Here is a 22,158-nt window from a genome sequence, read left to right as displayed (position 1 = left end):
TTGACCAATCGCGCCCTTTAGCCAATACTTAGGCATATGCCTAAGTATCACGATGAGCTCGACGCCGTGCTCCGCGCTCTCGCGGATCCCACGCGCCGGGCGATCGTCGAGCGCTTGGCGGCATCCCCCGCCGTTGTGTCCGAACTGGCGGCACCGTTCTCGATGGCGTTGCCGTCGCTGATGCAGCACCTGCGGGTGCTGGAAGACGCCGGTGTCGTCACGTCGCAGAAGCACGGACGCGTCCGCACGGTGACCCTCCGACCGGGTGCCCTCGACGTCCTCCACCTCTGGCTCGGCGAGCAGCGGACCCCCGCGGAACGCCAAGCCGACCGCCTCGGCATCCACCTCATCCGCCCCACCGCCAAGGAGACCTCATGACCCGCGTGCGCCTCGCCCTCTTCACCTCGCTCGACGGCTACACGTCGACGACCGACCAGGGGCCAGACAACCCGATGGGCGCCGACTGGGGTCGGCTCACCGCGGCGTACGTGGCGACCCGTACGTTCCGTGAGCGCATCTTCGGCGACACCAGCGGAGCCGGCACGACCGGCGTGGACGACTCCTACGCCGCCGGGTTCTTCGAAGGCGTCGGAGCCGAGATCATGGGGGCGGCGATGTTCGGCCTGCACTCGTTCCCCGATGACCCGGAGTGGAAGGGCTGGTGGGGCGACCGGCCACCGTTCGGAACCCCGGTCTTCGTGCTCACCAGCACAGCCCCGCGTCCGTCGATCCCGATGCAAGGCGGAACCACGTTCCACTTCCGCAACGGCCCGATCGAGGCGGTGCTCGCCGAGGCGACAGAGGCTGCAGGGGGTCTGGACGTGCGCGTCGGCGGCGGGATCGGCACCGCGCGCGCCTTCCTGCGCGCCGGCCTGGTCGACGACTTGCACCTTCAGATCGCCCCGATCATCCTGGGCCGTGGAACGCGCCTGTGGGACGACCTGGCCGGCCTCGACCTCACGCATTCGGTCACGTCCGAGGTTGCCGAGAGCGGCACCATCCACGTCACGTTCACCCGATAGGACACACCCATGACGATCGAACGCCGGCTCGCGCGCTCCGAGTTCACCCTCACCCGCGACTATCCCGCTGCGCCGGAACGGGTATGGGATGCGTTCTCCGACGAGGAGCAGAAGCTGCAGTGGTGGGGCGCCGGCGACCACATCGAGGCGCGCGAATGGGCGTTCGACTTCCGTGTCGGCGGGCGCGACATCGCCGAAGGGAAATTCCATGACGGTCCCCTCTCACGGTACGAGGCGACCTACACGGACATCGTCGACTATGTCCGCATCGTGACGACCTACGACATGTGGCTCGACGGAGTGCACATGTCGACGTCGGTGGCATCGCTGGAGTTCGAGCCGATCGACGGAGGCACCCGCTTCACGCACGTCGAGCAGGGCGTGTTCTTCGACCAGTTCTGGGCCGACGGACCCGGCCGCGAGAAGGGCACCCGCGGGCTGCTCGACGCACTCGGCGCCTACCTCGCGCGCGGCGCGTCCCGCTGAGAGAGGTCAGCGTTTCAGGACGGCCTCGATCTGGTCGAGTGTCAGGGAGGGGACGAATCCCGGATCCTCGTAGAGCTTCTGCAGGGTCGCCGTGTCGATGGCCGCGAGTTGCGCCGGGGTGAAAAGAGCGTTGCCGTCGGCCGCCTTCCACGCGCTCTGCCAGATCATCGCCAGGATGAGCGCCCCGTCCACCAGGACGCCGATCGTCTTCTGCCCGAACCGGCTCCAGAGCGCGTCGGTCACCGCCACCGACGTATCGCCGGCCTTCGTGGCGACGGTCGCGTACGCCGTCACCAGATCGTGAGGGTCGATCGCCTTCGCCGACCGGTCCATGAGATCGACGACGGCCGCCGCCGCTTCCGCGCCCGATGCAACGACGGCCGGTGCCGCTGCCTTCGCGGTCGCCTCGGCGATCCCGGCCACGATCTCGGCGTCGTGCCGGTCGATCATCGTCGACTCGTAGGCGGAGTGCACGCCCGTGCCCGTTCCATCCGGAAGACCATCGGCCAGCATCGAGCCGTGCAGCGGCTGACAGGCGTCGCCGACATAGTGGGCGAGCAGACCGGCTGCCGCGACGAACCGCGCGAGGTCTTTCGCCGTGACGGCGGCGACCATCTCATCGAAGAACTGCCACACGCGGAAAGGGAGGAGACCTCGCTTGTCCGACTCGGTGTGGCCGAGCCGGGTGTAGTAGTCCTGCCACACGGGCACGGACACGTTGGCGGGGTCCTGGACGCACCGTTCCCGCAGCGTCACGCCGTCGAGTGGTTCGTCGATGTCGGCGAAGTGGTTCGGATGCTCCGGCCCGGTGCGGAACGCCGTGTCGCGGCCGCCCTTCACCGCGGTCGGCAGGTTCTTCCAGATCAGGTCCGGGACGTCGGCGAGCGGCACGAAGCCGCCGTTCTTTTTCGCGTCGATCGTGGCTTTGTCGATCGCGCCGTGCCCCAGCCCCTGGATGCTGAAACTGATCCGGTCCTCGTTGGCGGTCATCAACCGCTTGAGCCGGGCCGGCTTCACCCGCTCACAGGCGAAGGACGCGATCGTGTAGTGGCCCGTCTTCCCCCAATACGGCTGCGGACCGGTGTTGTAGTCGACGACCAGCTCGACATCGAGCAGCCGGAGGACGCTGGTGAGACTTGTAGCCAGTGCGAAGTTGAAGTTCGCCCCGGAGGAAGCGAGGAAGCTCTGTCCTCCCCACTCCAGCGCGATGGGCCGCAACGGGCCGTCCGCCTGGACCAGGTGCCAGACGGTCCCCGAGTCGCCCGGCCGGGAGCTCTCCTCACCCGGCAGCGGCGCGATCAGGAAGTCGGTCACGTCGTCGAAGCCGCCCCGGCTGCGATACCGGTAGAACAGGGCCGCGATCCGACCGTGAAGGGTGCCGGAAGCCGCGCCGAACGCCTGGACCTCGGCACCGATCAGCTTGACCCCGATGTTGAGCTCGTTCAGATCGGCCAGGGCGCCCGCCCGCGGGAGGCCGTAGCCCTGCGATGTCCACTCGGACACGTCATCCACTTCGACCAGACCAGCGTCGAGGGTCACGAAGCTGCGCCTCCCCGAGAACTCGGGGTAGACGGTGGAGAACGGCATGCGCGTCAGCTGCCGCGCGCTCGAGCGGCCGACCTCGGTCAGCACCCCTCGGAGGACGCTCGCGATCGGGCTGCCACCCGGTCCCGCCACATGCCGGCTGGTCAACGCGAAGACGGTGTGTCCATCTGTGACCAGCGTGCCGACGCTCGCGAGATTCTGCACGCCCTGCGTGGTGCTGACGAGGGGAAAGCCGCCACCGATCCGCGACGAGGGCCAGGTCCGCGGCGGGAGGAGGGACTCGTCGGGAGCGGACCGCGTGACTTTCACGACACACACCGGCACCGTCCGGCCATCCGGGAGGTACAGCGTCGCCGGCACGAGGTCTTGCGGCGACTCCTGGGTCTCGCCTGCACCGAACCGGTCGGCGGGGATCCACTCGTCGACGAGCACCAGGATGCACGGCCACGAGTAGTCGCGCACCTCGGAGTTCTCGAACGTGCGCTCCCCCCGCGCCCTGACGCGAGCCTTCGGCGCCGGGGGCTGCGTCCGACTCGGCCACGGGTCTTCGTTGCGGATGAGGTAGAGCCCGACCGCCGTTCCGACGACGTTCTTCTTGTTCAGGAGGTGCCAGTGGTAAAGGTCTCGTGCCTCGAGCAGGTCCGCCGTCGACAGGCTGGCGAAGCTTCGATCGGTCCCTAGAACGTCACGCATCTCACCAGCGTCGCAGAAGCAACCGTTCTGGTGGAGCCCCGGATCAGGAGTCGCGCGCCTCCAGCAACCCCACCAGCCGCTGGCGGCTGCGGATCACCGCGTCGAGGGTCGGGCCGCGGAACTCGTCGAGCCCGATCACCAGGGGGACGGTGCGCGGCAGCAGGGACAGGAACTCCGGCCAGTCGAGTTCCCCGTCGCCTACGGCGACCTGGTCCTCGTTCGCCCCGGTGAGCGGCCCGTCCTTCAGGTGCACCGCGAGTACTTTGTCCCCGAGCGCGCCGATCGTGGCCGGCACATCCACACCGGCGATCGTCGCCCAGTACGGGTCGAACTCGACCCCGACCGACGGCCCCACCCGCTCCATCAGGGCCACGAGCGCCGGGCGGCCGTCGACGGTGACGCGGAGGTCATCGTCATGGTTGTGGAAGGCGACCCGCATCCCCAGCGGGGCGGCCAGCTCCGCCGCCCGCTCAAGGTCGTCGGCGATCCGCTCGACGGCATCCGGGGCATGCCACCGGTCGGCGGGGAACGACGGATGCATCACGAGCGTGGCGCCCGCTTCAGCCGCAGCCTCGATCGTGCGCGGAAGCTCGTCTCCGACGAGCTCGCCGTGCACCGTCGGCGTGGTGATGCCGGTTCGAGCCAGAGCCGGGGCGAGGTCCGGCAGCGTACGCGACACGTGGAACGGCTCGACATGCTCGAACCCGGCCTCCGCGAGGGTGTCGATGACGGCATCCCAGCCGCGCTCGGCGATCTCCTCGCGGACGCTCCACAGTTGTACGGAGATCACCGGGTTCATCGCATCCTCGCTTCAGGTTGTGGTTCCGTCATTCTCGCGCACCACGGACTCGTTCGATGCTTGGATGGATAGATGCTCCGGACCATGTTCAAGTCCAAGATCCACCGCGCCGTCGTGACGCACTCCGACCTGCACTACGTCGGCTCGCTCACGGTCGACCTCGATCTGATGGATGCCGCCGACCTGCTTCCCGGAGAGCAGGTGGCCGTCGTCGACGTCACCAACGGTTCCCGTTTCGAGACGTACCTGATTGCGGGCGTTCGCGGCAGCGGAGTCGTCGGCGTCAACGGCGCCGCCGCCCACCTCGCGGACATCGGCGACACCGTCATCGTGATCTCATACGCGCAGCTGGAGGACGCCGAAGCTCGTGCCTTCAGCCCGACGGTCGTGCACGTGGACGAAGCCAATCAGATCGTCGCGGTGAGCAGCGATCCCGCCGACGCGCTCACCCCGGGTGTCTCCCGGCCCCCGCTCGCGGTCTGACGAGACTCTTCCTGCGCTCGACGCCCCAGCGCTACAGTCAGCGCATGGCGAAGCAGGTCATCACGACGGATCAGGCGCCGGCTTCCCCGTTCTACAGTCAGGGAACGCGGGCCGGTCAGACGGTCTACGTGTCGGGTATGACCGGCACCGATCCGGCGACCAAGGCGCTCGCGGGTGCGACGATCCAGGCGCAGACCCGGCAGGCTCTGCGAAACTGCGCGGCGGTCCTCGCGGCGGCCGGAGCCACCCTGGACGATGTCGCACAGGTCACCGTGCTGCTGACGAACCCCGCCGACTTCGCCGGAATGAACGAGGCCTACGCCGAGGTCTTCACCACCGAACCGCCCGCGCGAGCGGTGACCAAGCTCGGCGTCGAGCTGCCGGGCGTGCTGGTGTCGATCATGATGACCGCGCACCTCGGGCAGTGACCCCTCACTGAAGTTCGCGCCGGAGGATCCAGCGACGTGAGCCACCCGAGTGCGCTTCCGTCGGCTGGACGCGGGAGAAGCCGTGCGCCTCGAACAGGCGCACCGTTCCCACGTAGCCGCTGATCTGATCCACCTTTTCGGCGGTCTCGACCGGATACCCCTCGACGACGGTCGCGCCGGATGCGCGCGCGTGCTCGACGGCGCCGTCGAGCAGGTCGTGCATGAGCCCGCGCTTCCGGTACCCGGCCCGGACCACGAAGCACACGATCGACCACGGCCCGCGCTCCCCGTCGAGGTGCGGGATGGTTCGGGAGTTCATCAGCCGCCGGTAGGTGTCTTTCGGAGCGACCGAGCACCAGCCCGCGACGGCTCCGTCCACATAGACCAGCACTCCCGGTCCGGGCTCCGTCGAGCACTCGGCGTGCATGTAGGCGATCCGCTCCGGCATTGCCAGGCGGGCATCGCGATAGGACATGCAGACGCACCCGCCGCCACCCGGCTTGCGCGGCACCATGAAGGCGGCGAAGTCGTCCCAACGGCCGGTGGCCGGAAGCACCTCAACGGACATATCCGAACGCTAGTCCGGTTTGATCCACTATGGAGGCTGCGGGCCGATGGGTGGCGACGTCGGCTAGGAGGCTGGCCTGACGCCCAGATCGGTGGTCACCCAGGCGGGGAGGGGCGACCCGCTGATCGCTGGGGCGAGTGTGCCGTCATCGGTGACCCGGTACACGGCATCCCGGGCATCGATGAGCGACCAGCCCTGCGCGGTCTTATGGATGAACATCACATACTGCACGTCAGGCAGAAAGGTTGTCCGACGGCCCTGCGGAATGATCACCTGCTGTGTTCCCGCGGGAAGCGCGTCCGAGGTGCGGAACAGTGTGCGACCGGGTTGAATCGTCAGTGTCGGGTCGGATGGCTTGTGCGGGCCGGTCACCTGGCCTGCGATGATCCCGTCCGCTGATTGTTGGGTTGTCGATAGTCCGGCCTGCCACGGGTGCGAATTCGCGACCTGGACGTAGAAGCCAAAGCCGATCCCGATCACCACCGCGGCGGCCACCGCTACCGCCGAGAACCACCGCGCCGCGCGGGTTACACCAAGCAGCTCACGGACACCATGACGATCCGCCGGCGCAGGTCTCCGCAGATCCCGCACGAGCCTCAGCGTGGCCAGCACCACGACGACCAGTGCCGCCACCCACGTGAGCACCTGTGCGATCAACAGCTGCGGGCCTTCCGCGTTCACGTCCCACAACGGCACCCACACCATCTCGAGGCTCGCCCCGACTGGGATGATCAGCATGCTGAGGAACCCGACGACACGAGGTACCCGCATGAGCCCGCCCAGCACACCCAGGCCCGGGCCAAGCAGGACCGCGATCAGCGCCCACGGCGCCGTCCGCGACAGCACGCTCGGGTCATGCAGCGCCGCTATGAGGTCTGCGCCCGTGCCCAAGCGCAGGATCTCGCACGTGTAGAACACGAAGGCAGCGCACACGCCGACCGCGGTACTGACCAACGCGCCAACGACACCGCCGTGCACGACCCAGCCGGCCAGCATCATTACTGCCGCCCACGACCATCCCGAGTTCAGCACGTAGGTAAACCCCGAACTACCGCCGTTGCTCAACGACGAGAGGACTCCGAACACCACCGCCCCCACCAGCACCAGCGCCACCCGCCCGCCGAGCGCGCCCCTGCTGGCCCGCCACGACCGTCCAACCGCTCCACTCCCGCCGTCGGATACCTCCACCTCAAACCCACCCACCGCGGGCACCCCCTCAAGCTGGCCAGACAAAAAGAAGAGTCCCAGCCGCCAAAAACAACGAGAAGGACCCAGAACCTTCATCATCCCAGCCCTCGTGGACTTGGCCGTCACGACCAGTGAAGCGGATCCTCACGGCGTGCTGGTTCCAGGCAACGACTTCCGCCTCCGGGCGGATTACCGCTTCGTGGAACCGGACACAATGCGGTCACCGGCGCCGGCACCGCAGGCTCAATGGGCGGGTCGCGCTCGATATCCGGTTCTTTGCTCGGTCAGCCACACCGATCGTGGCCGGGTGACGATTCGCTCGACCACGCGATCCATCCCCGTCTCGGCGGCCGAACCTACGCCTCGCGCGTCGACCTACGCCTCGCGCGTCTGGGGCGACCGCGTGCTGGTGTGCTTCGGGTCGCGTTCGATGGCGCCGCCGAGCACCTCGTCGATGCGACCCAGCAGCTCGGCCGGGATCGTGACGCCGGAGGCCTTCACGTTCTCGACCACCTGCTCGGGCCGGGAGGCGCCGATGATCGCCGCGGCGACGTTGTCGTTCTGCAGCACCCAGGCCACGGCGAGCTGCGCCGGGGTGAGGCCGAGCTCCTGAGCGATCGGGGTGAGGTCCTGCACCCGGGTCAGCACGTCGTCGGTGAGCCAGCGCTTGACGGCACCGGCGCCGCCCTTCTCGTCGGTCGCCCGGCTGCCCTCGGGCAGCGGCGCACCCGGACGGTACTTGCCGCTGAGCACGCCCTGCGCGACCGGGGACCAGACGATCTGCGAGATGCCCAGCTCCTTCGAGGCCGGCACGACCTCCGCCTCGATCACACGCCACAGCGCCGAGTACTCGGGCTGGTTCGAGATCAGCTGGATGTTGAGCTCCTTCGCGAGCGCCGCTCCGGCGCGCAGCTGATCGGAGGTCCATTCGCTCACACCGATGTAGAGCGCCTTGCCCTGCCGGACGACGTCGGCGAGCGCCTGCATCGTCTCCTCGAGGGGCGTCTCGAAATCGAACCGGTGCGCCTGGTACAGGTCGACGTAATCCGTCTGCAGCCGCGAGAGCGAGCCGTCGATGGATTCGAGGATGTGCTTCCGGGACAGGCCGACGTCGTTGTGACCCTTCGGGCCGGTCGGCCCGAACACCTTGGTGAAGATCTCCAGCGACTGCCGGCGCTCCCCCTTCAGAGCCTCGCCGAGGACCGTCTCCGCGGCGGTGTTCGCGTAGACGTCAGCCGTGTCGAAGGTGGTGATGCCCGCATCCAAAGCGGCACGGACGCAGGCCGCGGCGGTGTCGTTCTCGACCTGGGAACCGTGCGTCAGCCAGTTGCCGTAGGTGATCTCGGAAATCTTGAGGCCGGAGTTGCCCAGGTATCTGAACTGCATGTCGTTCCCTTCACATCACGAGGCGAGGTCGCCATTGCGATGGTAGGCACGGAGCAGCCGCGGGAGCCAACAGGACGGTCTTCTCGGATTGAGTCCGATCGTCGATGAATCGCTCCCGCGGCCCCCTTCAGAACGACGCCGCGTGCTCGAACTGCAGCTGCAGCGGCGGCACCGGCGTGTCGAGGTTGGCGCCATTGCGGTAGCGCGCGCCGATGTGTCGCTCGGGCAGGCGGCTCCGGCCGGCCCCGAAGAGCCGCTCCCGCAGCGTCCCGGACTGCTCCCCTTCCTGCGGGAGCCGTCCACGGCGGCGCAGCTCGGGGACGACGAGCTCGGCGAAGTCCCGGGCCGTGTCGAACGAGTGGTACTGCCGGAGGTTGATGCCGTCGAGGCCGTCCTCGTCGAGCCAACGCTCGATCGCGTTGGCGACCGTCTTCGGGTCGCCGACCACCAGGAACCGCTCATCCCGTCCGGCCTTGATGAAGTCGAGCGCCGAACCGACGGTCGTGTCGAGCGGCAGGTACGGCACCTTCGACGCCGGGAAGTCGGCGCGCGCCAGCGCCTCGCGCACCGTGATGTCACGCGGGAACGCGGTCAGGTCGATGGGCAGGCTGCTGTGCGCGAGGATGCCGTCGAGGCTGGCGCGCTCGCGGTACAGCCGCCACTTGTCCTCCGCCTCCTCCTGCGTCCGGCCGACGATGACGCCGGCCATCGCGATGAAGCGGATGTCGTCGCGCTCGCGACCGTGCCGCTCGGCGGCGTCGCGCATCCCGTCGGCGTTGCGACGGAACTCCTCGCTCGTACGGCCTCCGGTGAAGACCACCTCGGCATGCCGCCCGGCGAACTCGATTCCCGCCGGCGATCCGGTCGCCTGGAACAGCGTGGGGGTGCGCTGCACGGACGGGTGGACGATGTGCGGGCCGGCGACCCGGAATCGCTCACCGACGTGGTCGATGTAGCGCACCTTCGACGGGTCGGTGAAGACGCCCGCCTCACGGTCGGCGATGACGGCGTCGTCGTCCCAGGAGCCCTCCCACAGCTTGTACAGCACGTCGAGGTACTCGTCGGCGTAGCGGTAGCGCTCGTCGTGCGGGATCTCCCCGTCGAGGCCGAAGTTGCGGGCGGCGTTGGGCAGGTAGGAGGTGACGATGTTCCAGCCGATGCGCCCCTTGGTCAGGTGGTCGAGCGTCGACATGCGGCGGGCGAACGCGAACGGCGGTTCGTAGGTGGTCGAGAACGTCACGCCGAAACCGAGACGCTCGGTGACTGCGGCCATGGCGGGGACGAGCAGCAGCGGGTCGAGGTTCGGGCTCTGCAGGCCCTCGCGCAGCGCGGTCTCCGGACCGCCCCGGAAGACGTCGTACGCGCCGATCACATCGGCGAGGAAGATGCCGTCGAAGCCGCCGTGCTCCAGCAGCTGGGCCAGCTCGAGCCAATAGTCGAGGTCGGCGAACCGCTCCCGGTTGTTGCCCGGCAGCGTCCACAGCCCGTGCGTGATGTGGCTCACGCAGGCCATCTCGAACAGGTTGACGAACAGCTGTTTCGGCTCGGTCATGCGGCGGTCTCCCTTTCCGGGGTGGATACGGCGGGGGTTGATGCGGTGCGGGCTGATGCGGTGCGGGCCTGCTGGGGGTCGAACTCGGGGATGGCGGCGATCAGGGCACGCGTGTAGGGATGCGCGGGGCGTTCGAACACATCCTCCGGCGTGCCCTCCTCCACCACCACCCCATCCTTCATCACGATGACCCGGTCGCTGATGTGGCTGATGACGCCCAGGTCGTGGGAGATGAACAGGTACGCGACGCCCGACTCCCGCTGCAACCCGGCGAGGAGGTCGAGGATCTGGGCCTGGATGGTGACATCGAGCGCCGACACGGCCTCGTCAAGCACGATGACGTCAGGGCGGGGCGCGAGTGCACGAGCGATCGCGACACGCTGGCGCATTCCCCCGGAGAGCTTCAGCGGGAATCGCGGCAGTACGTCCTCCGACAGTCCCACCTGGTCGAGCAGTTCGCGAACACGCTCCCGCCGTTCCTCCGGCGATGCAAAGGTCTCCGCGCGCAGCGCGTCGAGCAGGATGCGTTCCACGTTCCAGCGCGGATCGAAGGAGCTCAGCGGATCCTGGTACACCACGCCGATCCGGCTGCGCAGCCCGCGGCGGCGGCTCTCGGGCAGCGGCGCCCACGGCTGACCGAGCAGCCGTACGGCGCCGCCGTCCAGTGACTCCAGGCCGAGCGCCAGTCGTGCCGTCGTGCTCTTGCCCGAACCGGATTCGCCGACGATGCCGAGCGTCTCACCCGCGCGCAATGCGAACGAGACGTGGTCGGCGGCGGTCGTCACGGTCCCGTCTGCAGTGTGGAATCGCTTCACGAGGTCGGTGGCCTCCAGCACGATCTCTCCGGCGGCCGCCTTTGCAGTCACGGGAGCTGCGCCCGGGGTGAGGGCGTGCCCGCGTGTCGCCTCGCTCGGTACCGCCGCGATGAGGGCACGCGTGTAGTCGTGCTGCGGGTCCCCGAGCACCTGCGCCGCGGCACCCTGTTCGAGCACCTCGCCGCCGCGCATCACGACGATCTGGTCCGCCAGCCGAGCCACGACGGACAGGTCGTGGCTGATCAGGATGAGGGACGCACCCCGCTCCTTCATCGCTTCGAGCTGGTCCAAGACCTGCGCCTGCACCGTGACGTCGAGCGCGGTGGTGGGCTCGTCCGCGATCACGATGTCCGGGTCGAGCGCGATCGCGGAGGCGATCAGTGCCCGCTGGCGGAGCCCGCCGGAGAGCTGATCCGGTCGCTGTTTCGCCCGCACCGCAGGGAACGGGACACCCACCCGCGTGAGCAGCTCCAGCACCCGTTCGCGCCGTGCGCGGCGGTTACCCCAGCCGTGCAGCCGCAGCGCCTCGTCGATCTCGCGGCCGACGGCGCGCAGCGGATCGAGCGAGACCAGCGCATCCTGCAGCACGAAGCCGACGTCTCGGCCCCGGATGCGCTGCCACTGCCTGGACGTGTACGCGCGCACATCCTCGTGGTGGATCGTCAGCTCGTCCGCCTCGACCGTCGCCGAACGGCCGGCGAGCCCGACCAGCGAGCGTGCGGTCACCGACTTGCCCGAACCGGACTCGCCGACGATCGCGACGCACTCCCCGGGCCGCAGATCGAAGCTCACCCCGAGGACGACCGGACGCAGCGCGCCGTTCACGCGGAAGCCCGCCCGCAGGTTGCGCACCCGGAGTCGCGTGGCCGGCCAGTCCAGCTCCTCGACGATGTCCGCGGTCTCCCGTTCGACGATGCTCACGAGCGCTCTCCTCTCTCCAGGCGTGCCTGGATGTGCCGTCCGATGGTGGTCGCGGCGAGCGCCACAGCGACGATCACCAGCCCGGGGATGACGACGAGCCACCATGCGGTCGTCAGGTATTGCCGCCCCGCATCCAGCAACGCGCCCCACTCGGAGGCGGGCGGCGCGACGCCGAGACCGAGGAAGGAGAGGCTCGACGCCCAGACGATGGACTGCCCGATCGACAGGGCGAACACGGCGACGAGCGGCCGCAGGGCGTTGGGCAGGATGTGCGCCCGGAGGATGCGCCACCGGGAGTGGCCCAGCGCGGTCGCCGCCTCGACGTATCCCGATTCGCGCGCGCCGAGGATCTGCCCCCGGATCATGCGCGCGTAACCGGGTGCAGTGCCGATCCCGACGGCGAAGACCTGCGTCGCGGCGCTCGGACCGGCGATGGCGATCAGCAGAAGGGCGAGCAGCAGCGCAGGGAAGGCGAACATGATCTCCACGAACCGGTCGATCACGACCGCGACGGGCTTGACGCCGAGGGCGGCCGCGGTTCCCAGCACGAGTGCGAGACCGATGGACACCGCCGCCGCTCCGAGGCCGATCGTCAGGGAGTCGCGGGCTCCCCAGACCACCCGGGTGTACAGGTCGCGTCCCGATTCGTCCGTGCCGAACGGATGCGCCAGGCTCGGCGGCTGGAGCGCCGCCTGGTAGTCGATCGCCGTCGGCAGGTGCGTGGTGAGCGCCTGTGGCGCGACCACGGCGACCAGGAGCAGTACGGCGAACGCGACTGCGAGGTACAGGCCCCAGGGCACGCGGGCGAGGCGTGCGCCGAGCGTCGGGCCGGTGGAGGGCGCCGCGATGGGTGCGGGCGGCGTGCCGAGAGCGGTCATGTCAACTCCAGACGCGGGTCGATGACGGTGTAGACGACGTCGACAATCAGGTTGGCGGCCACGTACACGACGGCCACGAGGGTGACGATCCCGGTGACGACCGGGAGGTCCTGCGAGTTCACGGCGCTGACCAGGACCGAGCCGACACCGGGGCGGGAGAAGATCGACTCCACGATCACCGCACCCGACAGGGTCGCGCCGAGCGCCCATCCGGAGAGCGTCACCGCCGGGATGACCGCGTGCCGGAGCACATGCCGCAGCCGGATCCCCCACTCCCCCATCCCGCGCATCCGCGCCGACAGGACGAACGGCTGGTCCAGGGAGCGTTCGAACTCCGTTCGCACGCTCTGCGCCATGAACCCGGCGAGCGGGATGGCCAGTGTGAGGGCGGGCAGCACGATGCCGGCGGGGGACGAGCCGCTGATGATCGGGAACCAGTGCAGCCCGAGGCCGAACACGAGCAGCAGGATGATTCCCAGCCAGTAGGCCGGGAGACCGGCCGTGACCACATCCACGGTCGATCCGATTCCGCCGACGCGCGGACCGCGCCCGGCCGTCAGGGTCACCCAGACGACCATGATCACCCACGCGAACGCGATTGCGAGGAGGGACAGCGTCAGCGTGCTGCCGAGCTGCTCGCCGATGATCGCGGTCACCGGGCGGTACTGCTGGTACGACGTACCGAAGTCGCCGGAGACCAGGCCACGGAGATAGTCGACGTACTGGAGGATCACCGGCTTCGCCAACCCGTACTGCTGATTGATCTGGGCCAGCTCCTCCGGGGTCCGCGCCTGCGCCTGGCCGGCGCGGATGTTCAGGATGGTCGTCGCCCGATCGCCGGGAAGCGCCAGCTGTGCGAAGAACGCGACGGTCGCCGCTCCCCACAGCACCACCACGGCGGCGCCGACCTTCCGGAGGATGGTGAAACCGGCGGCGCGGGCCCGCCGGGGCCGGATCGCGTTCTCCACGATCGGCCCCGGGGCTACCGAACCAGCGGGCGCGGCGGTCAGCTCACTTGACGAAGTAGGCGTCATAGAACGTCGGTCCTCCCTGTGCGTGCTCCTGCCAGACACCGTGGAGCTTGGTCGCGACGGCGAGCGTGCTGAGCCGGTCGTACACCCCGATCGACAGGGCATGTTCGGCGATGTAGTCCTGCGCCTTCTCGTATGCGGCGTTCTGCGCCTCCACGGTCGGTGCGGAGTTGCCGTCGAGGATGAGCTGCTCAAGCGTCGGGTCGTTGTAGAACGCCGCATTCGCGTAATTCGGGTGATCGGCCGTAGACGGGCGCCAGTTGATGTAGAGGATGCCGGCGGTGACGGCGGTCCAGTAGCCAGCGGCCAGGTCGTGCGTTTCCGGGCCGGCGTACTTGCCCGAGAAGAACTCGCTCTGCGGCACGGGGAGCAGCTTCACGTCGAAGCCCACCGCGTCCGCCTGCTCCTTGATGCCCTGCAGGATCGCGGCGCCGTCGGCGTTGATGATCGAGCCGGCACCGTACGGCAGCGAGACGGTCAGCTTCACGCCGTCCTTCTCGCGCACGCCGGTCTTGCCGCTGCGCGTCCATCCCGCAGCATCCAGCAGAGCATCCGCCTTCTTCACGTCCTGGCTGTACCAGTCCGCCGCCTTCTCGCTGTAACCGGGGGTGGCCTGGCTGACGCCGCCGTTGCCCTCGAACGGGATGACGCCGCGGCCGATCGTGTCGACGATCTGCTTGCGGTCGAGGCTATAGGCGAAAGCCTGACGCACCTTCTCGTCGGTGAACGGTCCCTGCTGGGTGTTGAACGAGATCTGCTGCGGGCGCCCCGCCGTGACGTACTTCTCGAGCTGGTAGCCGCCGCTCTTCAGTGTGTTCCACTGCACCGCGGGCACGTCGTAGATCGCATCCACCTGGCCGCCCTGCAACGCGGCCACGCGAGTGGTCGGGTCGGCGACGAACTTCCAGTCGATCTCATCCACGTACGCCGGGCCGGTGTGCTTCGCGTTCACCGGCGGCGAGGTGTAGCCCGCGTTCTTCTTCAGGATGATGTCCTGCCCGCGGTTCCACTTGTCGACGATGAACGCGCCGGAGCCGATCGGGGCCTCGCAGTTCTGCTCCTTGGTCCGCGTCTCCAAGGCGTGCTGCGACTGGATGCCGAAGTAGCCCTGGCTGAGGTTCTCCGCCAGCCGCGGGTAGGGGCGCGAGAGGTCGATCTGGAGCGTCGTGTCGTCGATCGCCTTGGCATCCTTGTAGTAGCCGTCGAGCCAGACCTTGGCGGTGTTGTTGCCGCCCTTCAGCCAGTAGTCGAAGTTGTAGGCGACCGCGGCTGCGGTCAGGGGCGTTCCGTCGGTGAACTTCACGCCCTTCTTGAGGTCGAAGGTCCAGGTCAGGCCGTCGTCGGACTGCTTCCACGACGACGCAAGCCAGGGGACGACGGTGTGGTTCCCGTCCAGCGACGTGAGGCTGTCGAGCACCTGGTACGAGAGGTAGGCCTGCTCGATCCAGCCGCCGAACACGCACGCCGGCTCCTGCTGGTGGGCGTACACGATGGTGCCGCCGGTGACCTTCTGGCCGCCGCCGCTCGCGGCGTCGGAGCCGGAGGCGCAGGCCGACAGCGCGAGGGCGCCGGTCAGGACGACGGCGGCTGCGCCGAGAGAACGGGAGGTACGGGAACGCATGGGGACTCCTCAGGACGTTGGGTTCGCATCACCCTGGACGAAACCGCAAGCCGCGTCGAGCCCAGATGACTCCGTGTGTCGAACGGCCGACGGCCGCTCTCCGTGGACGTGCCAAAGGTGGGTTCGTCCGCCATGATGAGGGCATGAGCTCGGCTTCCGACGCGGTCGTGGTGCGCGGCCTGCGCAAGACGTACGGCTCGTACGAGGCGCTGCGCGGCATCGACTTCGAGATCGCGGAGGGTGAGACGTTCGCCCTGCTCGGCCCGAACGGCGCGGGCAAGAGCACCACCATCGAGATCCTCGAGGGCTACCGTCACCGCAGCGGCGGTGAGGTGAGCGTGCTCGGCGTCGACCCGAAGAGCGGCAGCACCGCCTGGAAGGCCCGGCTGGGCATCGTCCTGCAGTCCGGCAGCGAGGCGGCAGAGGTGACCGTGCGCGAGCAGCTCACCCACTTCGCGCGCTTCTACCCGAACAGTCGCGACGTCGACGAGCTCATCGACGCTGTGGGGCTGACCGAGAAGGCGAAGACGCGCATCCGGAGCCTGTCGGGCGGTCAACGACGGCGGCTGGACGTCGCCCTCGGCGTGATCGGACGACCCGAGCTGCTCTTCCTCGACGAGCCGACGACCGGCTTCGACCCCGAGGCCCGGCACCAGTTCTGGGACCTCGTCCGTGCGCTGAAGCGCGAGGGGACGACCATCCTGCTCACCACGCACTACCTCGACGAGGCCGCCCAGCTCAGCGATCGCGTCGCCGTCATCGCGCGCGGCGACCTGATCGAGATCGGCGCGGTCGATCGGATCGGCGGAGCGGATGCGCGGGTTCCCATCGTCCGCTGGCGCGACGACACCGGCGCTCTGCAGCAGGCGCGGACGGACGCGCCCGGCGCCCTGGTCTCCCGGCTCACTCGCGAATCCGGCGCCGAACCTCGCGACCTGGAGGTCATCCGTCCCAGCCTCGAAGACATCTACCTCGGTCTCGTGCACTCCGCCGAGGCGAGTGCAGCTGTCACCGCCCTTGACGAGAAGGAGCGCGCATGAGCACCCTCGCCCTCGGAGTCGTCCGCGCCGGCTACGAGACGCGGACGTACTTCCGGCAGGGCGACACGATCTTCTTCACGTTCCTGTTCCCCGTCGTGATGCTCGGGATCTTCTCGGTCGCTTTCCAAGGACTGGGCAACGTCGGCACGGCGCCGGACGGCACCGGCGGCATCACCCAGGCGGCCTACTACCTCCCCGGGATGATCGCCGCCGGCATCCTGCTCAGCGGAGTCCAGAACCTCGCCGTCGACATCGCCGTCGAGAAGGGCGACGGGACGCTGAAGCGCCTCGGCGGAACGCCGTTGCCGGTCGTCTCGTACTTCCTGGGGAAGATGGGTCAGGTGCTCGCCACGAGCATCCTGCAGATCGCGCTGCTTCTGCTGGTCGCGCGGCTGGCGTTCGGGGTTGCGCTGCCGACGGAGCCCGAGGCGTGGCTGCGTTTCGTCTGGATCTACCTGCTCGGGATCGTCACGTCCGCCGTCCTCGGCATCGCCCTGTCGGCCGTGCCGCGCACCGGCAAATCGGCGACCGCGGTCATCATCCCGATCGTGCTGGTGCTCCAGTTCATCTCGGGCGTCTACCTGGCCTTCAACCTCCTGCCCACCTGGCTGCAGAACATCGCCTCGCTCTTCCCCCTGAAGTGGATCGCGCAGGGCATGCGCAGCGTCTTCCTCCCCGCGAGCTTCGAGGCGCAGGAACCGAGCGGCAGCTGGCAGCTCGGTTGGATCGCCGTCGTCCTGCTGATCTGGCTCGTCGGCGGCCTGATCGCCTGCCGGCTGACTTTCCGGTGGATCCGCAAGGACAGCTGACGGTACCGAGTCGCTCGCCGCGCGTCAGAAGCTCTCCGCCAACCGGACGAGCAGGCGCGCACCGTAACCGGTCGCGCCGGCCGCCCGCCAGGAGTCATCGGTCGGCGATTGCATGGTGCCCGCGATGTCCAGGTGTGCCCAGGGAACGCCCGAGACGAAGGCTTCCAGGAACAACGCAGCGGTGGTGGCGCCGGCGAAAGCCCCACCGAGGTTGGAGATGTCCGCGATGTCGGAATCCAGCTGCTTCCGATAGGCGCGCTCGAGCGGCAGCTGCCAGGCTTGCTCCGAGGTCGCTTCGGAGGCCGCGCGCACCCGGTCTGCCAGGGGCTGATCGTTGCTGAAAAGGGCGGCAGTCAGGGGCCCGAGCGCCATCAAGGCGGCACCGGTGAGCGTCGCGATGTCGACGATCGCGTCCGGATCCCACTCCGTGGCGAGAACCAGGCCGTCCATCATCACCAGTCGGCCCTCGGCGTCGGTGTTCTTGACCTCGACCGTCGTGCCCCCGCGAGCGGTGAGGACGTCGCCCAGCTTGTACGCGGAGCCCGAGGGCATGTTGTCCGTGCACATCAGCCAGGCCGAGACGTCGGTGGTGACGCCGACGTCGCGCAGCGCGGTGAAGGCCCCGAGGATGGCCGCCGCGCCCCCCATATCCATCTTCATCAGCAGGTGCATCGGGTCGGAGGGTTTCAGGGAAATGCCGCCGGAGTCGTACATGATGCCCTTGCCGACCAGGGCGAGCTTGCGGTCGGAGCCACCCGAGTAGCGCAACCGGATCATCCGCGGCTCCTCGGCACTTCCGGCGTTCACCCCGAGTAGTCCACCGCAGCCCAGTTCGATCAGTGCGTCCCGGTCGAACGTCTCGACCTCGAAACCGAACGATTCGCCGAGCTCGACCGCGATCTCGGCGAGATTCTGGGCCGTGAGATGGCCGGGAGGCGTATTGGCGAGATCGCGCGCGACCGTCGCCGCCCGCACATTCGCGAGGCCTGCCGCACGTCCGGCTTCAACAGTCGATGTGTCGGCGTCGGAAACCGCCAGCTCCAAGCGGGTGAGCGCGGTCTCCTTGTGCTCGGCCCGCAGCGCGCGGTAGCGATATCGGGCGAGGAGCGTCCCCTCCGTGAGCGCCTGTGCCGCTGCCGCCGGGTCGACATCGCCGATATCGGGGGCGCGAAGTCCGACCTCGGCGAACGACGACGAGGCGCGCGCGAACGCGGCGGCAGCGTCCCGCAACACGGCGCCGCTGAGCTCGTCGGTCGGGCCGGACCCGACGAGAACGAGGGTGGGGCCCGATGGCTGAGGCAGCACGAGCGTCGCGCCCTTCTCGGCCGAGAAACCGGCTCTGCTCAGTGCCTCGCGGTCGAAGCCGATCGCCTCCGGAACGTCACCAGAATCGGCCACCACGATGCCCACCGCACCGAGATCCGCCGAAAGGTCATCGACGACCGAGACGTCGAGCGCACCGAGCCAGACGAGAGATGGAACCGGGGCGAAATCAGCCGGGATCAGTTTCGCCGGGTCATGGGTCTGCATCGCGTCATGCCTCCTGTTCGAGCCGTTCATCGGCTTCGTTATCGCCGTCCTCGAGAATGCGGTCCGGATCGTCCGGCTCCAGCTCTTCCGGCAGCTCCTCGCGCAGCTTGTCCGGCATCCGGGTGGCCGGCACGATGGCCAGCAGGGAGAGGACGGCGAGCCCGAGGAGCGAGATCTTGAGCGCCTGCAGCCGTGCATTCTCGTTGACCGCGACGGCCGCATCCACTTCGGCGGGAGACGCATCCGTCGTGGACAGCACGTCTCGCAGCTGGTCGTTGGTGACGAAGTTGACGTTGTCGAGATTGACCTGCGCGATCAGAGCGGGTCGCAGCTCCGGATGCTCCTGCGCCTGCGCCGCGACCAGGCCGCTGAGGATGCTCACCGCGAAGACGCTGATCACGGCGATGCCGACGCTCCCCGACAGGTTGTGCACCAGCCCGCGCCACGCACCCACGTCGCCGGCCAGCGGCTTCGGGGCCCGAGACAGCAGTGTGTTGAAGACGAGGGCCACGATGGAGCCCTGGCCGAGCCCGAGCAGGATCAGGCCGACCACCACCAGGGCCTGACCCCACTCGTTGCGGATCGTGAAGGCGAGAAGCGTCAGCGCGAGCGCGACCACGATGAAGCCGGCGGCCCCGAGCTGTCGCGGCGAGAACCGGCCGTACAGGGTGGCCACCAGCGTCGACGCGAGGAAGATCGAGATCGTGTACGGGATGATCGAGAAGCTCGTCTCGATTCCTGTCAGCCCCTGGACCACCTGCATGTAGAGCGGGAGCAGGAAGTTGGCCGCCGTGCCGACGAAGAGCATGATCGCCATGCAGGCCGTGATCGCCAACTCCGACCGGGAGCGGAGCACACGGAGGTCGAAGATCCGGGAGCGCGCCCGGGCCTGTCGCCGCCGCAGCCACACAAAGAAGAGCTGCCCCCCGATAAGCCCCAGGACGATCAGTACGGGCGCCGGGGACAGACCGAGGATGGTGAACGGCGCCCCGTCGGACGCCAGCACGAGCCCCCAGGGCTCCAGGCCGCTGAAACCGAAGCTCAACAGGATGATGGACACCGCGGCGATGGCCGCTCCCACCCAGTCGATGTTGAGCAGCGGCTGGGACCGCACCTTTTTCAGCGCGGTCGACAGCAGCAGGTTCACCGCGCCCAATCCGACCATCAGCACGAACGACCAGCGCCAGCCGATCCCCGTTGCGAAGGTGCCCGCGATCAGCAAAGCGAGCACTCCGGCGAGTGGGATGGCCGCGGCAAGGAGCCCGATCGCCGTGGCCTGCTGCTTGCCGTGGTAGTTCGATGCGATGAACACGGTCAGCGCCGGCGCGATCAGCGCGATCACGGCCCCGGATGCGGCCTGGGCGATGAAGAGCACCGAGCCGTTCGGCGCGAGCGCGACGCCCAGCATCGCGAGCGCGTGGATGGACACGGCGATCTGGAAGACGCCTTTGCTCCCGAACCGGGAGCCCACCTTCGCGCCGAGGAGGATGAAAGCGGCCATGGCGAACGTTCCCGCCGTGATCGCGGTGCCGACACTGGTGGCGGCGATCCCGAGGTCGTGGGTGATGCCGGCCATCGACACGGTGAGCGCGTTCACCGCGAAAGACGCCTGAACCTGTGTCAGCACGACGATGGCGAGCGGCAGCCAACTGCTCCGAACGGCGGTGGTGCCAGTGCTCATCGTCTCTCCTTCGCCACGCCGGGGGTCGAACGTGGGGCCAGTCTGGACCACGGTCTGGTCCGAGCGGAAGGGCCGTTGCTAGGGTCCTCAGACATGAGCCAATCGGCGATCACTATCGGGATCCTGGTGTTGGCCGTCGTGGCGTTCCTCAGCGGGCGCATCCCCACCGGGCTCGTCGCGATCGGCGTCAGCCTCGCCCTGCTGGCCACCGGCGTCCTCGACCTGCAGCAGGCGTTCGCCGGGTTCTCCGACCCGGCCGTGGTCTTGATCGCCGCGCTGTTCGTCGTCTCCGAGGGTCTCGACTCGTCGGGGATGACCGCGTGGACGGGTCGCCAGCTGGTGCGGCGCGGAGGAGGCCGGCCGCGCAGGCTGACCCTCCTGGTCATGGTGGTCGTGGCTGTGCTGGCGGCCCTGATCAGCGTCAACGGGGCGGTGGCGGCGCTGCTGCCGGTCGTGGTCGTGATCGCTTCCCGGATCGCTGTCGCGCCCGCCCGGCTGCTCTTGCCGTTGGCGTTCGGCGCTCACGCCGGCTCTCTGCTGACCCTGACCGGGAGCCCGGTGAATGTGCTCCTCAGCGAGTACGCTGCGTCGTCGGCGGGGAGGCCGTTCGGCTTCTTCGAATTCGCGCTGGTCGGGCTCCCCCTTCTCGCCGGAAGCGTGCTGATCGCGGTCTTCCTCGGTCAACGGCTCGTTCCGGCGCGAGCGCCGGCCGCGATGACGAAAGACTTCAGCGACCACGCCCGCACCCTGCTGCGCGAGTACCCGGGCGTCGCGGAGGGCTCTCTGATCGCATCGGAGTCCGGTGTCGCCGAGGTCGTCATCCCCCCACGGTCGGGCCTGGTGGGCGCGCGTGCCTTCCCGGGGATGGTGACCGACAGCGGGGACCTGGTCCTCCTCGCGGTGCAGCGCGGCGGAGAGGCGCTGGAGGTGGAAGCCTCTCTCGAGGCAGGCGATGTGCTGCTGCTGGAGGGCAGGTGGGACCATCTCGAGACCAACCTGACCGACCCGAATGTGCTGGTGGTGGATGAGCCCGACCTGGTCCGGCGCCAGGCCGCGCCACTCGGCTGGCGGGCCTGGACGGCGCTGACCATCCTCGCGATGATGGTGATCCTGCTGGCGACAGGAGTGTTCGCACCGGCCGTGACGGGCCTGCTCGCCGCGGGCGCGATGGTCCTCACCCGTGTCGTCTCCGTCGAGCGGGCACACCGTTCGATCTCGTGGACCACCCTCCTCCTGGTCGCGGGGATGATCCCCCTCTCGACGGCGATCACGCAGACCGGCACCGCCGCATCCATCGCGAATGGGCTGATCGGGTGGGTGGGCGGCGCCGGACCGACCGCCGTGCTCGCCGCGCTCTGTCTGGTGGCTGCGATCTTCGGCCAACTCATCAGCAACACGGCGACCGCGCTCATCATCGCCCCGATCGCCGTCTCCGTCGCCGCGTCGATGCACGTCTCACCGTTGCCGTTCCTGATGGCGATGGCCGTCGTCTGTGCGGCGGCGTTCCTCACCCCCGTGGCGACCCCCGCAAACTTCATGGTGATGGGTCCGAGCGGGCTGCGATTCACCGACTACTGGAGGCTCGGACTGCCTCTGCTCGTGCTCTTCATCGCCGTCGCGGTGGGCCTGGTCCCGCTCATCTGGCCGTTCTGACTGGGTGCCGACGGGCTCGCGGTGGCTTT

The 22,158-nt window shown here is 68.8% G+C and carries 20 protein-coding genes; 8 read left to right on the top strand and 12 right to left on the bottom strand.

What is annotated here, in order from left to right; genetic code table 11:
* Nucleotides 1–36 precede the first annotated feature (36 nt).
* Genes AB4Y74_RS01655 through AB4Y74_RS01645 form a run of 3 tightly spaced genes read left to right on the top strand, consistent with a single transcriptional unit; the run spans nucleotide 37 to nucleotide 1,508 of the window.
* A complete protein-coding gene (locus AB4Y74_RS01655) occupies nucleotides 37–378 on the top strand; it encodes an ArsR/SmtB family transcription factor (protein WP_441797381.1) in 342 nt (113 codons plus the stop codon).
* A complete protein-coding gene (locus AB4Y74_RS01650; protein ID WP_441797380.1) occupies nucleotides 375–1,022 on the top strand; it encodes a dihydrofolate reductase family protein in 648 nt (215 codons plus the stop codon). The genes AB4Y74_RS01655 and AB4Y74_RS01650 overlap by 4 nt, the downstream gene beginning before the upstream one ends.
* Nucleotides 1,023–1,031: 9 nt before the next feature.
* Nucleotides 1,032–1,508 (top strand): SRPBCC domain-containing protein, encoded by a 477-nt coding sequence (locus AB4Y74_RS01645; RefSeq protein ID WP_441797379.1) that lies wholly within the window; start codon nucleotides 1,032–1,034, stop codon nucleotides 1,506–1,508.
* Nucleotides 1,509–1,514: 6 nt separating this feature from the next.
* Here AB4Y74_RS01645 and AB4Y74_RS01640 read toward each other — a convergent pair whose 3' ends face one another.
* Nucleotides 1,515–3,746, bottom strand: coding sequence for a S1/P1 Nuclease (locus tag AB4Y74_RS01640; RefSeq protein WP_441797378.1), 2,232 nt, complete (start codon nucleotides 3,744–3,746; stop codon nucleotides 1,515–1,517).
* A 43-nt stretch (nucleotides 3,747–3,789) separates the two neighbouring features.
* Nucleotides 3,790–4,545 carry a sugar phosphate isomerase/epimerase family protein gene (locus AB4Y74_RS01635; RefSeq protein ID WP_441797377.1) on the bottom strand — a complete coding sequence of 252 codons (756 nt, stop codon included), beginning with the start codon at nucleotides 4,543–4,545 and terminating at the stop codon, nucleotides 3,790–3,792.
* Nucleotides 4,546–4,617: 72 nt separating this feature from the next.
* Between AB4Y74_RS01635 and panD the strand changes: the two genes are divergently transcribed.
* Nucleotides 4,618–5,028, top strand: coding sequence for an aspartate 1-decarboxylase (panD, locus tag AB4Y74_RS01630; protein ID WP_441797376.1), 411 nt, complete (start codon nucleotides 4,618–4,620; stop codon nucleotides 5,026–5,028).
* A 44-nt stretch (nucleotides 5,029–5,072) separates the two neighbouring features.
* On the top strand, nucleotides 5,073–5,456 hold the full coding sequence (locus tag AB4Y74_RS01625) for a RidA family protein (protein WP_441797375.1): 384 nt from the start codon (nucleotides 5,073–5,075) through the stop codon (nucleotides 5,454–5,456).
* 4 nt (nucleotides 5,457–5,460) lie between these two features.
* Here AB4Y74_RS01625 and AB4Y74_RS01620 read toward each other — a convergent pair whose 3' ends face one another.
* From AB4Y74_RS01620 to AB4Y74_RS01585, 8 genes are all read right to left on the bottom strand, one after another.
* The gene (locus tag AB4Y74_RS01620) at nucleotides 5,461–6,024 is read right to left on the bottom strand and encodes a GNAT family N-acetyltransferase (protein ID WP_441797374.1); all 564 of its coding nucleotides are present in this window, start codon (nucleotides 6,022–6,024) and stop codon (nucleotides 5,461–5,463) included.
* A gap of 63 nt (nucleotides 6,025–6,087) precedes the next feature.
* Nucleotides 6,088–7,137: a hypothetical protein gene (locus AB4Y74_RS01615; protein ID WP_441797373.1), complete on the bottom strand. Its 1,050-nt coding sequence runs from the start codon at nucleotides 7,135–7,137 to the stop codon at nucleotides 6,088–6,090.
* Between the two features lie 450 nt (nucleotides 7,138–7,587).
* Nucleotides 7,588–8,598, bottom strand: a complete 1,011-nt coding sequence (locus tag AB4Y74_RS01610) for an aldo/keto reductase family protein (protein ID WP_441797372.1) — start codon at nucleotides 8,596–8,598, stop codon at nucleotides 7,588–7,590.
* A 127-nt stretch (nucleotides 8,599–8,725) separates the two neighbouring features.
* The gene (locus tag AB4Y74_RS01605) at nucleotides 8,726–10,150 is read right to left on the bottom strand and encodes an NtaA/DmoA family FMN-dependent monooxygenase (protein WP_441797371.1); all 1,425 of its coding nucleotides are present in this window, start codon (nucleotides 10,148–10,150) and stop codon (nucleotides 8,726–8,728) included.
* On the bottom strand, nucleotides 10,147–11,880 hold the full coding sequence (locus AB4Y74_RS01600) for a dipeptide ABC transporter ATP-binding protein (RefSeq protein WP_441800376.1): 1,734 nt from the start codon (nucleotides 11,878–11,880) through the stop codon (nucleotides 10,147–10,149). The genes AB4Y74_RS01605 and AB4Y74_RS01600 overlap by 4 nt, the downstream gene beginning before the upstream one ends.
* A gap of 2 nt (nucleotides 11,881–11,882) precedes the next feature.
* Nucleotides 11,883–12,764, bottom strand: coding sequence for an ABC transporter permease (locus AB4Y74_RS01595; RefSeq protein WP_441797370.1), 882 nt, complete (start codon nucleotides 12,762–12,764; stop codon nucleotides 11,883–11,885).
* Complete coding sequence (locus AB4Y74_RS01590) at nucleotides 12,761–13,732, bottom strand: ABC transporter permease (protein WP_441797369.1); 972 nt, start codon at nucleotides 13,730–13,732, stop codon at nucleotides 12,761–12,763. Before AB4Y74_RS01590 ends, AB4Y74_RS01595 begins: the two co-directional genes overlap by 4 nt.
* 43 nt (nucleotides 13,733–13,775) lie before the next feature.
* Nucleotides 13,776–15,416, bottom strand: coding sequence for an ABC transporter substrate-binding protein (locus tag AB4Y74_RS01585; protein WP_441797368.1), 1,641 nt, complete (start codon nucleotides 15,414–15,416; stop codon nucleotides 13,776–13,778).
* 143 nt (nucleotides 15,417–15,559) lie between these two features.
* Between AB4Y74_RS01585 and AB4Y74_RS01580 the strand changes: the two genes are divergently transcribed.
* Nucleotides 15,560–16,456, top strand: coding sequence for an ABC transporter ATP-binding protein (locus tag AB4Y74_RS01580; protein ID WP_441797367.1), 897 nt, complete (start codon nucleotides 15,560–15,562; stop codon nucleotides 16,454–16,456).
* Complete coding sequence (locus AB4Y74_RS01575; RefSeq protein ID WP_441797366.1) at nucleotides 16,453–17,265, top strand: ABC transporter permease; 813 nt, start codon at nucleotides 16,453–16,455, stop codon at nucleotides 17,263–17,265. The genes AB4Y74_RS01580 and AB4Y74_RS01575 overlap by 4 nt, the downstream gene beginning before the upstream one ends.
* 24 nt (nucleotides 17,266–17,289) lie before the next feature.
* Here AB4Y74_RS01575 and AB4Y74_RS01570 read toward each other — a convergent pair whose 3' ends face one another.
* Both AB4Y74_RS01570 and AB4Y74_RS01565 read right to left on the bottom strand, forming a co-directional pair.
* On the bottom strand, nucleotides 17,290–18,795 hold the full coding sequence (locus AB4Y74_RS01570) for a leucyl aminopeptidase (RefSeq protein WP_441797365.1): 1,506 nt from the start codon (nucleotides 18,793–18,795) through the stop codon (nucleotides 17,290–17,292).
* Nucleotides 18,796–18,799: 4 nt separating this feature from the next.
* Nucleotides 18,800–20,476, bottom strand: coding sequence for an MFS transporter (locus AB4Y74_RS01565; RefSeq protein WP_441797364.1), 1,677 nt, complete (start codon nucleotides 20,474–20,476; stop codon nucleotides 18,800–18,802).
* Nucleotides 20,477–20,569: 93 nt separating this feature from the next.
* On the opposite strand from AB4Y74_RS01565, the gene AB4Y74_RS01560 reads away from it, so the two are divergent.
* Nucleotides 20,570–22,129, top strand: coding sequence for an SLC13 family permease (locus AB4Y74_RS01560; RefSeq protein ID WP_441797363.1), 1,560 nt, complete (start codon nucleotides 20,570–20,572; stop codon nucleotides 22,127–22,129).
* Nucleotides 22,130–22,158: the final 29 nt, after the last annotated feature.

The sequence above is a fragment of the Leifsonia sp. RAF41 genome (assembly GCF_052114085.1).
GTDB lineage: Bacteria > Actinomycetota > Actinomycetes > Actinomycetales > Microbacteriaceae > Leifsonia.
This window is presented reverse-complemented; position numbering and strand designations above follow the sequence as displayed.

Coding starts and splice junctions, on each gene's coding strand:
- AB4Y74_RS01655 (WP_441797381.1), top strand. CDS start 37: ATGCCTAAGTATCACGATGAGCTCGACGCCGTGCTCCGCGCTCTCGCG.
- AB4Y74_RS01650 (WP_441797380.1), top strand. CDS start 375: ATGACCCGCGTGCGCCTCGCCCTCTTCACCTCGCTCGACGGCTACACG.
- AB4Y74_RS01645 (WP_441797379.1), top strand. CDS start 1,032: ATGACGATCGAACGCCGGCTCGCGCGCTCCGAGTTCACCCTCACCCGC.
- AB4Y74_RS01640 (WP_441797378.1), bottom strand. CDS start 3,746: ATGCGTGACGTTCTAGGGACCGATCGAAGCTTCGCCAGCCTGTCGACG.
- AB4Y74_RS01635 (WP_441797377.1), bottom strand. CDS start 4,545: ATGAACCCGGTGATCTCCGTACAACTGTGGAGCGTCCGCGAGGAGATC.
- panD (WP_441797376.1), top strand. CDS start 4,618: ATGCTCCGGACCATGTTCAAGTCCAAGATCCACCGCGCCGTCGTGACG.
- AB4Y74_RS01625 (WP_441797375.1), top strand. CDS start 5,073: ATGGCGAAGCAGGTCATCACGACGGATCAGGCGCCGGCTTCCCCGTTC.
- AB4Y74_RS01620 (WP_441797374.1), bottom strand. CDS start 6,024: ATGTCCGTTGAGGTGCTTCCGGCCACCGGCCGTTGGGACGACTTCGCC.
- AB4Y74_RS01610 (WP_441797372.1), bottom strand. CDS start 8,598: ATGCAGTTCAGATACCTGGGCAACTCCGGCCTCAAGATTTCCGAGATC.
- AB4Y74_RS01605 (WP_441797371.1), bottom strand. CDS start 10,150: ATGACCGAGCCGAAACAGCTGTTCGTCAACCTGTTCGAGATGGCCTGC.
- AB4Y74_RS01595 (WP_441797370.1), bottom strand. CDS start 12,764: ATGACCGCTCTCGGCACGCCGCCCGCACCCATCGCGGCGCCCTCCACC.
- AB4Y74_RS01585 (WP_441797368.1), bottom strand. CDS start 15,416: ATGCGTTCCCGTACCTCCCGTTCTCTCGGCGCAGCCGCCGTCGTCCTG.
- AB4Y74_RS01580 (WP_441797367.1), top strand. CDS start 15,560: ATGAGCTCGGCTTCCGACGCGGTCGTGGTGCGCGGCCTGCGCAAGACG.
- AB4Y74_RS01575 (WP_441797366.1), top strand. CDS start 16,453: ATGAGCACCCTCGCCCTCGGAGTCGTCCGCGCCGGCTACGAGACGCGG.
- AB4Y74_RS01570 (WP_441797365.1), bottom strand. CDS start 18,795: ATGCAGACCCATGACCCGGCGAAACTGATCCCGGCTGATTTCGCCCCG.
- AB4Y74_RS01565 (WP_441797364.1), bottom strand. CDS start 20,476: ATGAGCACTGGCACCACCGCCGTTCGGAGCAGTTGGCTGCCGCTCGCC.
- AB4Y74_RS01560 (WP_441797363.1), top strand. CDS start 20,570: ATGAGCCAATCGGCGATCACTATCGGGATCCTGGTGTTGGCCGTCGTG.